Source organism: Wolbachia endosymbiont (group A) of Aleiodes leptofemur (genome assembly GCF_964028465.1).
In the GTDB taxonomy this organism is placed as follows: domain Bacteria; phylum Pseudomonadota; class Alphaproteobacteria; order Rickettsiales; family Anaplasmataceae; genus Wolbachia; species Wolbachia pipientis.
Window position 1 is genome coordinate 497043 of the sequence record NZ_OZ034782.1, and the last position, 12969, is coordinate 510011.

Sequence of the window (12969 nt, forward strand, 5' to 3'; positions counted from 1 at the left end):
AGCAGGCAATAAAAAAAATGAAGTAACGTTTAAAAGAGATTGAAGGAGAGAAGAAAAAGGTAAAAGGGAATACGGCAGAAAATGAATCTTATTACAAATAGCATAAAGGGCTTTTATTCTAGTGTTAAATCGGACCTAGATTGGCAAGCCAAACGTAGTCTTATTAGAACATTAGTAAAAGAAGTCAACATTGATCTTGATAAAGTAGATGTAGTATTTAAGATCAAAGAACTTGAAAACCCCGCCCAGAATGGACAAAATCAAAAGATGGTACATTGTCTAAGGGGTCTGGGCACTGGGATGACATCTTTTTTCTTGGTACAAATTACTCTTATGTCTCAATATTTGTACAGTTGTGTTATCGGCTGTTTGATGTTTACAACGCAGAAAGTTCATACGGTTGTAAGTCAAGCAGTAGGATGACAAGATTTTGCAAGGGTATTTTTTTTATAGGAGATTAATATGGAAATTTTTCTTGATAGCGTTGATTTAAATGAAATTAAAGGACTAAAGGAGTTCATTGACGGCATAACAACTAATCCTTCTTTAATAGCAAAGTCCGGGCGTAAAGATAAATACGAGGATTTAGTGCGTGAAATATGCTCTATTATAAAAGGGCCTGTTAGTGTTGAAGTTGTTGCAGATAGCCATGAAGAGATGATCACAGAAGGTCTGAATTTAGCAAAAATTGCTGATAATGTTGTGATCAAATTACCTCTTACACATGAAGGATTAATTTCTTGTAAAAAGTTATGGACAGAGCATAAAATACCTGTTAACATCACATTATGTTTTTCTCCTGGACAAGCACTGCTTGCCGCTAAGGTCGGTGCTTGTTTTATTTCCCCCTTTGTTGGTCGCCTTGATGATATAAGCTATGATGGCTTATCGCTAATAGAAGATATATGTACTATATATTCTAATTACGGTTTTGATACTAAAGTTCTTGTTGCATCAGTGAGAAGCCCAGCGCATGTAATAGAAGCTGCAAGGCTTGGTGCTGATTCAATTACTGTGCCAGCAAAAGTACTTAGACAATTAATTAATCACCCACTTACTGACCAAGGGCTAGCAATATTTGAAAAAGACTGGGGTGTAAAATAATAGACGGTTACAAATGAACATAAAAATTGGCGTATCCGTTCAGGCAATGGCGTCAACTTAAGAGCCTTCATTAGCAAACTCTCCTAAAGACATGATGGCGTTTGCTACCTTATTGCGGCTGCCCTGGTCGAATTTTAACTTTATAGCTAACCCAAGAAAGGTTTCCCTACATCATACCGCCGCGGCGCTAACGAGTAGCGGAATGACGAATTTGTTGTTTTTCAAATTGTAGGTAAACCTAAAGCTATAGAAAAAAAGAAGAACCAGTTTCTTAGTTCTTCATTGACATAATCCACTCCATATGCCATAATAAAATTTTATATCTTGGAGAAGGAAATGACATTAAGGTTAATACCACAAGAAGTCAACAGTAGTCCAGACCTGAGTGCAGAAAATGTAGTTGAGAAAATCAAAGATGAACTACAGCAGAAGCTTCCAGATATCTACAGTGAGTGGGAAAGTAACCAGTTTGATATAAATCACACATTTGAAGTACTTAATTGTGGTTTATTACTTATAGCAGCTAAAAATGGTTGTGGAAAAGTAGTAAAACACCTAATAAAAAGCGGGGCTAATGTTAATGTACAAGATGTATGGAAAAAAACCTCTTTACATTATTCTGCTCAGTATGGGTATACGCAAGTAGTAGAAGTTTTGCTAGAAGAGGGAGCAGACGTTAATGCACAAGATGAAGATAAAGAGATTCCTTTACATGTAGCTGCTGGCAAAAGAGATATAGAAATAGTGCAAATGTTATTGGAGAAAGTGGCAAATGTTAATCTACAGGATAAATCTGGAGGAACTGCTTTGCACTATGCTACATGTAATGCTAACATATGTACTCCTATGAAGGATGATAGTGCAGCAAAGATAGCGGGACTTTTATTACAAAGAGGAGCAGATGTTAATATAAAAGACGAGGATGGAAAAACTCCTTTGCATTATGCTATTGGTTATGAACTTATACAAACAATAGAAATGCTATTAAAAAAAGGTGCAGATGCTAATATAAAAGACAAGGATGGAAGGGCACCTTTATACTATGCTACTCTTAATTATAGTTACCGTAATATAAGGTTAGGAGGAAAACTGCTACTAGATTGTGACACAACTTTACTAGGTAATTTTTATGAACCTTACAAACCTAGTCCAAGGATGGCAAAACTCCTGCTAAATTATGGTGCAAATCCATCATGCATCCATAGACCTAAAGCTATAACAGCAGGAATTACTGTGGGTGTTATATCTGCTGTTGTAGTTCCACTAGTACTTGCCTATGCCACTGCATTACCTGCACTAGCAATAATTGGAATTACTGTAGCATCTGTACTGATAGTTGGTGGTATTACCTATGGAGTTGCATATAAGTCATCAGAGCATTCATTAAACAGTAAGCTAAGTGAGGTTAGCTGCAGTAATGTTGATGGAAATAAACAAACTGTATAACCATAATTATTAGTTCACCACAGTAACCGCACCATGGCAGTGTTTGTATTTCTTTCCGGAGTTGCAAGGACATTTGTCATTTCTTGAGACTTTGGGAAGTCTGCTATTTCTAGCAGAATGTAACCTATTGCCTATCTCTTGGTTGTCTGCCAACTTAAAGTGTGCTAAGCGGTGAATGGTGAGTTCCTTCCATTTTTCAAGCATTGACTCAAACATCAAGAAAGCTTCGCGTTTAAATTCATTCAGTGGATCTTTCTGCCCCATAGCACGTAAGCTTATGCTTTGTCTTAGGCTCTCTAGAACTGAAAGGTGTTCCCTCCATAAATGATCAAGTGTCATTATCATCATTTGCTTCACGATCGTATTCCACAAATCTGTAGTGTGCTGACTGTTGAAATATTTTTCTTTCTCAGTAAAAAATTCTTGTATCTTATCATTTATATAATTCAAAGCTTCTTGTTTATTCAAAAACTTTGCCAAGTCTTCTTTATCAAGCGTTATTCCATACCTTGTATGGAATTCTTTGGCTATATCTTCAACATAATCTTCGTAATAGCCACTTTGGATTATACCTTCTACTACGCTCTCATTTACTTCGCTATACACTTCAAATATATCATTAATTTCGTTGCCTAAGATATTGTTTCTCTGCTTAAAAATAACTTTACGTTGGTTATTGATTACGTCATCAAACTTAAGTAGAGATTTCCGCACGTCATAGTTTCTAGCTTCAACTTTCTTTTGCGCTTTCTCGAGTGCCTTATTGATCCATGGATGATGAATAGCTTCGTTATTCTTTAACCCTACTTTTTGTAAAAAGCTTCTCATTCTATCAGAGCCAAATATTCTCATTAGGTCATCTTCGAGCGATAAAAAGAACTTAGAAAGTCCAGGATCCCCCTGACGACCAGAACGGCCGCGTAATTGATCATCTATTCTCCTGCTTTCATGTCTTTCGGTTCCAACCACACATAAACCACCAGCTTTTATAGCAATTTCCTTATCTTTTTTTACTCTTTCAACTATTTCTTGGTATTTTTTTTCTCTTTCATCAGCATTTTTTATCTTCTTTAGCTCCACCTTTGCAATCATTTCAGCATTTCCACCAAGCTGAATATCAGTTCCACGTCCTGCCATGTTAGTTGCTATAGTGATACTACCTGGCACTCCAGCTTGCGCTATTATGTACGCCTCTTGTTCATGATAACGAGCATTTAATACTGAATGCTTAAGAGAATGGCTTTGCAAAAGCGCAGAAAGCTTCTCAGAGTTTTCGATGCTCACCGTGCCAACAAGGACCGGTTGAAGGCGTTTGTAGCATTCTTCTATAAACTTCAACACAGCATTAAATTTTTCCTTTTCTGTACCGTAAATTTCATCATCAATATCAACTCTTTTTACAGGTACATTGGTTGGAATTTTTACTACATTTAATCTGTATATATCACGAAACTCTTCTGCCTCTGTTGCTGCTGTTCCCGTCATTCCGGAAAGTTTATTGTACATACGAAAGTAATTCTGAAATGTGACCGATGCTAAAGTTTGGTTTTCATGCTGAATTTCAAGATTCTCCTTCGCTTCAAGTGCCTGATGAAGACCATCGGAATATCTTCTGCCCTCCATCATACGCCCAGTAAATTCATCAATAATCACTACCTTGCCATCCTTTACTATATAATCTTTATCAGCAGTAAACAGCTTATATGCACGTAATGCTTGGTCTATATAATGAGTCATTATCATGCTGTCAGTATCATAGAGCGAGGAATTTTCAGGAATGAGATTGTATGACCTTAGTAGTTCCTCCACTCGTGAAATACCATCTTCAGTCAAGAATACCGTTCTACCTTTTTCATCTACTTCATAATCGGAGTCAACTAATTTGGTTACTATTTTATTGATATGCTTATATATCTGATTGTTTTCCTCAACCGGGCCAGAAATAATAAGCGGAGTGCGAGCTTCATCAATGAGTATTGAGTCCACTTCATCAACTATTCCGTAGTGAAAGCCTCTCTGAACCATGTCTTCTTGAGAAAATTTCATATTGTCTCGCAGGTAATCAAAGGCAAGCTCGTTATTTGTGGAATACACGATATCTGCACTGTAAGCCTCTTTCCTCTCTTCGTCTGTCAAGTTATTCGTAATAAACGCAACAGAAACCCCAAGAGAATTATATAATTTGCTCATCCACTCTGTGTCTCGTTTTGCAAGATAGTCGTTAACAGTTACGACATGTACGCCTTTCCCTTCTAAGGAATTTAGATATGCTGCTAAAGTTGCAACGAGTGTCTTTCCCTCTCCTGTTTTCATTTCTGATATCATGCCATTGTGGAGCACCATTCCACCAATCAGTTGAACATCAAAGTGCCTCATGTTAAGAAATCTTCGAGAGGCTTCACGCACAACTGCAAATGCAGGTACGAGAAGATCATTTAACGTTTTCCCATTTTTCAATTCTCGATTGAATTCTTCAGTTTTACCAGCAAGCTCCTCATCAGATAAGCTCTGCATTTCTGTTTCTAATGCATTTATTTGCTGAACAATTTTCCTAAAGGATTTTATTATCTTCTTGTTTGTTGATCCAAATATCTTTCTTATAAAAAAGAATGACAACGTAAAAATGAAAAATATAAGAATGGCTGTCAAAATTAGCGGAGAATCTAGCATAAACTTAAGTAAAGTCTTATTTAATATGAGATTATATTACTAAATGCAGCCTACAGCAATTACATATTAGATTTGGGGAGTCTTTGGAAAGTCTTTTTTAAATCAAGAATTAAGAGTTTGCCAGGCAATTCCTACCCTCGAAGGCCTTTCTATCAACACATAAAGACTCTATTGCATTATTTTAGGTGTTTGGTAATCTTTAATTCTAGATCAAACAAATTTATAGCAGCCTGTATGAGGTAACTAGTTATGCACGGTAATATCTACCAGCTAAAGGTATTGATGCTATTTTTGCATCGAGGAGTGCTCTATCAGCACTCTTTTCGCTTAGGTACAGAAATAGAAGAGGCCAGAAAATTCGATGATTTAGTATTTGAATGTACCCAAGGTAGTAAGAAAGTATACCGTTTTTTGCAGGCTAAACACACACAAGATGAAGATAACAAGAAAATTGGAGTAGGGAACTTACTTACAAAAGATAAAAGTGGTGAGTTTGGATTAGCAAAGTATTTTGTTTCTTACCTAAAGATCAAAAATAATCAAGATTTTGCAGATGGTAACCTGAAAGATTTTATTATCTGTACTAATATCGATTTTGATCTGGATCAAAGCACAGCACGAAACACAGTGAAGAAGTTGAGGGTAAAAACTTTAGGACCAAACGAGGAAATAGAAATTTTAGTTGAAGTAATCGACACTAGTGATGTCTTTTTTAAAGATGGTGGCACTAGATATAAGTTCTCTTATATTCACAATAACATGATTTCAGTAGTGCAACCAGCATTTGAAAGTGCTGTAGAAGAAGCGATGGAAGAATTAGAAGAGGAGATAAAAAAACTCCAAAACAAGCCAGATCAGAACTCAAAAAGGAAATTGGAAAGAAATCAGACGTGGCAACGTGAATTTGGACGAATGATGAATGAAGGTAGGTTGGAAGACAATATAAAAGAATTTTTTGATAAGTTAGTATTTGCAGTAAATCAGCCCAATGAAATAAAACTAGCGGATATTATCAAAAGTGAGCTAGGCGAGCAATTTAATGATATTGATAGACAGAATGTTTACGCTCGCTTCCAAGAAAAAATGCTAGATTGGTTGAAAGAAAAAGGGAGACGTTTTCTTACACATGAAGACGGAAGAGAATTCTTTCGCAAGATGAAAGAAGAAATCTTAGGAGGCTTTCGATTTGAGGTGAGAAATCCAGTAGGATCGTTCACTGGAAGGACAGAAGAATTACGAGAACTACACAAATTAATACAAAAAAGTCAAGGTGTAGCCACAGTAATATCGCAACTGGTTTCTATTAGTGGGTTGGGAGGAATAGGTAAGACTGAGCTGGCCAAAAAATATATTGAAGAACACAGTAAAGATTATGACAACAATATTATATGGATAAAAGCTGAAACCCATGAAACCATGGTGCAGTCTTTTCTCAGGTTAGCTAGAGATCCTTTAGGCATTCCTACAGAAGATAGGGATATTGAATCTATTGTAAGAGACATATACGCTTTTTTCGCCAAGAGAAAAAGTCTCTTTGTTTTCGATAATGCAGAAGAATATAGAAGTGAAGGTCAAGATGCTGGTATTAGTCAATTCTTACCGTCCCACTTTTTATCATCTGATGATAATAAACCTAGTGTTTTGATTACCTCTCGTAATCAGAAATGGGGAGATATAAAATCATTAACATTGGGTGCATTTACTGAACCAGAATCAATAGACTTTATTAGAAAAGCATTAGGTATAAAAGATGGGTCACAAGAAAATGAAATAAAGAATTTGGCAGAAACATTACAGCATTTTCCTTTAGCTTTGCAGCAGGCAGTTGCATACATAAAAGAAAGGGATATAGCATTAAAGAATGTAGGCTTGAAGTTTGAAATTAGTGATTATTTAAAGAGATACAAAGAGGAAGCAGAAAAATTACTTGATTTTAAGTTTCCTAAAGACAGCGACAATAGCTACACCAAGACAACTTTTATAACCTGGAGAATTACTATTGATAAAATCAAAGATAACCCAGAGTATGGTCAGCAAGCCAAAGAAATCTTGGATATCATTGCCTATATTGCTCCTGACAACATTCCTGCAAAAATGTTTTTAGGGGTAGAACGCAATGAAGAAAAGTTAGGTGATGCTATCCAACTACTTAAGCAATATTCAATGATCAACTCAGGAGAAGAGCAAAATTTAGTCAATATTCACAGGTTAGTACAGCAAGTAATAAGGATAGAGTTAGAAAAACAAGGCAAAAACAAAGTTGTGAAAAAGACTTTTGAATTACTAAAAGAAAGCTTCCCTGACGACAGTGATAAATTAGAAGATTATGCTAAGAAGCGACAATTATTGCCGCACTTAGAAGCGTTTTTATCACATATAGATAATTGGCTAGCAAAAAATCCTTCAGAAAAACAAACAATAGAAAAGGATTATCTTGTGTATTTGTTAATATGGATGAACGATGGATACCATGACTTGGGTAATCCCAGAAGACAAAAGGAGCTGCTTGAGCAGGCTTTATCTATCTTTAAGAAATATTATGGGCCTTATAATTTTCAAGTTGCTATAGCGCTGGCAAATCTAGGTATCGCTTATGGGGATCTGGGTAATCATAGGAGACAAAAGGAGTTACTTAAACAGGCTTTACCTATTCTTGAGAAACATTATGGCTCTGACCATTTCCAGGTTGCTATTATACTGACAAACCTAAGCAACGCTTATGGGGGTCTGGGTAACCATCAGAAAGCAAAAGAGTTACTTGAACGGGCTCTAGCAATTCAAGAGGAACATTATGGGCCTGATCATTCCCAAGTTGCTGTTATATTGACAAACCTCGGTATCATTTATGGGAATTTAGGTAACTATGAAGAAAAAAAGGAGTTGCTTGAACGGGCTTTAGCAATTCAAGAGAAACATTATGAGCCTGATCATTCCCAAGTTGCTAGCACATTAGTAGGTCTAGGTACCTCTTATAGAGCTTTAGGTGATTCTCAGAAAGCAAAAGAGTTACTTGGACGGGCTTTAGCAATTCAAGAAAAACATTATGGCTCTGATCATTTTCAAATTGCCATTGCATTGATAAACCTCGGTATTGTTTACGGTACCTCAGGTGATCCTCAGAAACAAAGGGAGTTGCTTGAACAGGCTTTACCTATTCTTGAGAAACACTATGGCTCTGATCATTTTCAAGTTGCCATTGCACTGACAAATCTAGGTAATGCTTATGGGGATTCAGGTAATCCTAGTAGGCAAAAGGAGTTGCTTGAACAGGCTTTACCTATTCTTGAAGAATACTATGGTTCTGATCATTTTCAGGTTGCCATTGCATTGGCCAATCTAGGTGATGCCTATGGGAATTTAGGTAATTCTCGGAAAGCAAAAGAGTTGCTTGAACGGGCTTTAGCAATTCAAGAAAAACATTATGGACCTGATCATTTCGAAGTTGCTAGAACATTAGTGAGCTTCGGTACCACTTATAGGACTTTAGGTGATCCTCAGAAAGCAAAAGAGTTGTTCGAACGGGCTTTACCTATTTTTGAGAAACATTACGGCCCTGATCACCCTGAAGTTGCCAAACTACTGGCAGACTTATGTGACGTTTATGGTGCTCTAGGTGACCACAAGAAACAAAAGGAATTGTTTGAACGGGCTTCATCCATCTTTAAGAAACATTATGGCCCTGATCATCCGGAAGTTGTGAAACTATTGGCAGAACTAGATGATATTTAGGTTTTTAGCAATACTAGACTAACAACAACTCATTTGAGCTACACTTCCAAAACTAACCTGTTTGGATCTTCTATATAATTTTTTATTTTAATGAGGAAAGTTACTGCTCCTTTGCCATCAACTATTCTGTGGTCGTAAGAGAGGGCAATGTACATCATAGGTCTAATCTCAATTGAGTTGCCCATGGCAACTGGCCTGTTTTGTATTGAATGCATTCCAAGTATTCCAGATTGCGGAGGGTTTATTATCGGAGTGGAAAGAAGTGAACCGTATACTCCACCGTTTGAGATGGTAAATGTTGCACCTTCCATTTCTGATACTTGTAATTTACCCTCACGAGCTTTTTTGCCAAGAGCAACTAAAGTCAACTCAATTTCTGCAAATGACATCTGATCGGCACCCCGAATAACTGGTACAACAAGACCTTTATCGTTGCCAACAGCAACACCTACGTCATAGTAATGTTTATATATGATTTCATCGCCTGAGATTTCAGCGTTAATTTCAGCAATTTCTTTCAATGCTTGCACCGCTGCCTTTATAAAAAACGACATAAAACCAAGTTTTATTCCATATTTTTTTTCAAAGGCGTCCTTATATTTTGCTCTTAGATCCATGACATTCTTCATGTCAATTTCATTGAACGTGGTCAGTATTGCAGCAGTATTTTGCGACGCCTTCAAACGAGCGGCAATTACTTGCCTTATTTTGCTCATTTTTACTCGTTCCTCTCTTTGCTCTCCATTTACTACACTTTTTGGCAATTCATATTGTTTTATTGCAGGCTGTTCAGCTTTGTTCATGTGGCCTATCACATCTGCTTTTGTTATTCTATCTCCCATGCCAGTTCCTTTGACGCTTTCTGCACTGATTGCATTTTCTTCCATAATTTTACGAGCTGATGGAGCATCTTTTTTAGCAGAACTTTCGCTTTTATCTTCTTTTTTTGCTTCCTCTTTTACTTCTCCCATGGAAAGCTTCGCTAACAATTGATCAGGGCTTATTACATCATCTTCCTTTACAAGAAATTCAGTTATTTGCCCTGAAGCTTCTGCAGTTAATTCGAGTGCTGTTTTGTCAGTTTCAATTTCAAAGATCAAGTCATCTACTTTTACTGCTTCTCCAATACCCTTCTTTATTTTTACTATACCTTCTGTAACTGATTCACCACCAAGAGTTTTTGGTGCTCTGATTTCTATAATTTTGCTCATAAAACAACTTCCGTATAAAACTTTCTATAGATTTATACATGAAAAGAGACATGTAATAAACTAATAAATTCATTGAGGCTCTTATCATTTAGAAGTGACAAACGGATAACATATTCCCAAATGTCATTCCAGCACGTGACGCTAGGCCATAAAAATTCCTTGACAAGCTTTGCCATCCCCCCTATCATGAAACTGAAGCTATTTATTTATCTTCGCAATCTGTGCAGGTTAATGACAAAAAACTTAGGGTATTTGGCGTCTCATGTTTAATTTTTCGCACTACGTGCATCGCATGTGTTTAAAAATTTTTAGGTTTTTACCTATATAAGCCGAAACGCGCTTACAAAGCGTTTAAGACAGCAAAAAACGTCAAATTGACAAGGGAGAATTTGAATGCTAGCTACTACGGGGTTTCTTTGCCTTTTTTCCTGCTTAGTAAATTTCTTAAACACTTGCGGTGTAGGTTAGTTGCAAGTTAAAAGCAGCTAAATCGCTCTTAATCAAGCGTTTTAGAATAAAAAAAACGCCGATATTTTAGTACATAGTAAATAGCCAACCACCACGGGGCTTCTTTTGCCTTTTTTTTCGCTTGGTAAATTTTTTAATATTTATAGCTAAACGACAACCGTCATCCCGCTGCTTGTTAGCGGGATCTAGAGATACCGCGAATGAATCGCGGTATGACGGTTAAATAATTCGTCATCCCGCTACGTGTTAGCGGGATCTAGAGATACCGTGACGGTATGACGGTTCGCGGTGGTATGACGATAAGGTTTATACCTTGTCATGCAAGTACTAGAATCCAGTAAGCTTATTTATGCATATAAAAGGTTATTATTTTGTAAAGTCAAAGTTGCTTTTGGTTTTAAGTTAAAGTACAATAAATGCAAAGGTTTATATAATGAATTAAACTGGATCCAAGTAGTCAGCTACTTGAATGACATCAGACAAACAATCGTACACATGCTAGTCAAAATAGGTACCAGAGGAAGCAAGCTTGCAGTTGCCCAGGCTTTGGAAGCAAAACAAAAGTTGCTGGATTCTTTTCCTAACTTATCTATTGAAATTGTTAAAATAAAAACTTCTGGAGATAAGTATGCAAACGCAAATCTTGCTGAAATAGGAGGCAAAGGATTATTCATTAAAGGAATTGAGACTGAATTGCTCGAAAATAATATAGACATGGCAGTTCATTCGCTAAAAGATATGCCTGCGTTTTTCTCAGGGGGTTTAACAATTCCTTGTGTTTTAGAAAGGCTAAGTTCATGCGATGCGTTTATTTCTCATAAACACAATAGCCTTGAGTCTTTGCCACAGCAGGCTACTATTGCCACTTCTTCAATAAGAAGAAAAGTTCAGTTGTTAAATGTTAGACCAGATTTAAATATAGTACCGCTACGTGGAAATGTAACAACCAGATTGCAAAATCAAAGTTTTGATGGAATAATTCTAGCTGAAGCAGGACTCATAAGATTAGAAAAACATCACTTGATTACAGAGGTATTGCCACCAAAAGTTATATTAAGTGCAGTGGGGCAGGGGGCGGTTTGTATTCAATGTAGAAGGAATGATGTAAAAATTATCGATCTTTTAGAGAAAATTAATAATAATATGTCTTTTATAGGAGTGAAATCAGAGCGCAGTTTTATGAAGACAGTGAATGGTTCATGTTTTACACCACTTGCAGCTTTGGCTGAATATGTGAGCGAAAATATGCTACACCTTCGTTGTATGTTAGCAAGTGGAAAAAATATATACTTCACTGAGCGCACTTCATTTATAGAAGATGCGGAGAAAATGGGTATGGATGCAGGATTAGAGTTGAAATCAAAATGCTTATAAGCTTACCTAAAGTACGTGGAATCTATCGTTATGATGTCTTAATGTCTAAAGCGACGTGGTTAAATGTTGGTGGACGAGCTGATGTATTATTTAAACCATGTGATATTGAAGATTTAACATACTTGATTAAAAATACTGAACTGCCAGTTAGCGTTATTGGTGCAACATCCAACATAATAGTGCGAGATAGTGGCATTCGAGGAATAACAGTAAAATTAGGTAAGGAGTTTGCATATATTAAAAGTAAGGGTAACAACTCTATTGTAGCTGGGGGAGCTGTGCTGCTCAGCAACCTTGCTCACTTTGCGGGAAATCAGCAGATTAGTGGGTTGGAGTTTCTAGTTGGAATTCCAGGAACAGTTGGTGGCGGAATAGAAATGAATGCAGGTGCATATGGTAGTGATATCGCAAGTGTTGTACAATCCATAAAAGCAGTGAATCTAGAGGATGGAAACCTATATGAGTTCTCCAGCGAAGAAATGGGGTATTTTTACCGTGGACATAGCCTAAAAGGAAATTGGATTTTTGTTGAAGCTGAGTTTAAAGGGGTAAACTCAGAGTATGAGCTTATACTGCAAAGGTTAAAGGAAGTTATTGAGAGGAAAAATAAAAGCCAGCCAATAAGAGGAAAAACTGCTGGGTGCATATTCAAAAATCCAAAAAACTACCGAGCATGGGAGTTAATTGATAAATCTGGCTGCCTAGGGTTAAATATTGGTGGAGCTAGAATCTCTAAGAAACATTGTAACTTCTTGCTCAATTACGATAATGCAACTGCATCTGACTTGGAAAACCTTGGCAACAAAGTAAAAGATGCAGTAAAGGATAAATTTAATGTTGAACTTGAGTGGGAAATAAGGGTTTTGGGTAGCTATTAGATAGTTTTTATAGCTTATGTATATTCGTTCAGGAGAACGGCAAATAAGGTAAACAAGTAATCTAAAAAAATAATCATAGAGAAACCGTG

The 12969-nt window shown here is 36.6% G+C and carries 7 protein-coding genes; 5 read left to right on the plus strand and 2 right to left on the minus strand.

Translation table 11 applies throughout. The annotated features are described in order from the left end of the window. Positions 1 to 462: 462 nt before the first annotated feature. Entirely contained in the window at positions 463 to 1104 is a 642-nt protein-coding gene (gene fsa / locus ABWU67_RS02795; RefSeq protein WP_007552982.1) for a fructose-6-phosphate aldolase, read from the plus strand. A gap of 336 nt (positions 1105 to 1440) precedes the next feature. After that, the gene (locus ABWU67_RS02800) at positions 1441 to 2550 is read left to right on the plus strand and encodes an ankyrin repeat domain-containing protein (protein ID WP_353282159.1); all 1110 of its coding nucleotides are present in this window, start codon (positions 1441 to 1443) and stop codon (positions 2548 to 2550) included. A 9-nt stretch (positions 2551 to 2559) separates the two neighbouring features. Here the strand turns inward: ABWU67_RS02800 and secA are convergent, their stop codons facing one another. Beyond that, a complete protein-coding gene (gene secA / locus ABWU67_RS02805) occupies positions 2560 to 5220 on the minus strand; it encodes a preprotein translocase subunit SecA (RefSeq protein ID WP_244663065.1) in 2661 nt (886 codons plus the stop codon). A gap of 249 nt (positions 5221 to 5469) precedes the next feature. On the opposite strand from secA, the gene ABWU67_RS02810 reads away from it, so the two are divergent. After that, positions 5470 to 8949: a tetratricopeptide repeat protein gene (locus ABWU67_RS02810; RefSeq protein ID WP_353282160.1), complete on the plus strand. Its 3480-nt coding sequence runs from the start codon at positions 5470 to 5472 to the stop codon at positions 8947 to 8949. A gap of 38 nt (positions 8950 to 8987) precedes the next feature. Here ABWU67_RS02810 and odhB read toward each other — a convergent pair whose 3' ends face one another. After that, positions 8988 to 10160: a 2-oxoglutarate dehydrogenase complex dihydrolipoyllysine-residue succinyltransferase gene (gene odhB / locus ABWU67_RS02815; RefSeq protein ID WP_353282161.1), complete on the minus strand. Its 1173-nt coding sequence runs from the start codon at positions 10158 to 10160 to the stop codon at positions 8988 to 8990. Between the two features lie 963 nt (positions 10161 to 11123). Between odhB and hemC the strand changes: the two genes are divergently transcribed. Together hemC and murB are read left to right on the plus strand one after the other, a co-directional pair. Beyond that, positions 11124 to 12002 (plus strand): hydroxymethylbilane synthase, encoded by an 879-nt coding sequence (hemC, locus tag ABWU67_RS02820; RefSeq protein ID WP_353282228.1) that lies wholly within the window; start codon positions 11124 to 11126, stop codon positions 12000 to 12002. After that, the gene (gene murB, locus ABWU67_RS02825) at positions 11993 to 12880 is read left to right on the plus strand and encodes a UDP-N-acetylmuramate dehydrogenase (protein WP_253303484.1); all 888 of its coding nucleotides are present in this window, start codon (positions 11993 to 11995) and stop codon (positions 12878 to 12880) included. Before hemC ends, murB begins: the two co-directional genes overlap by 10 nt. Positions 12881 to 12969 lie beyond the last annotated feature (89 nt).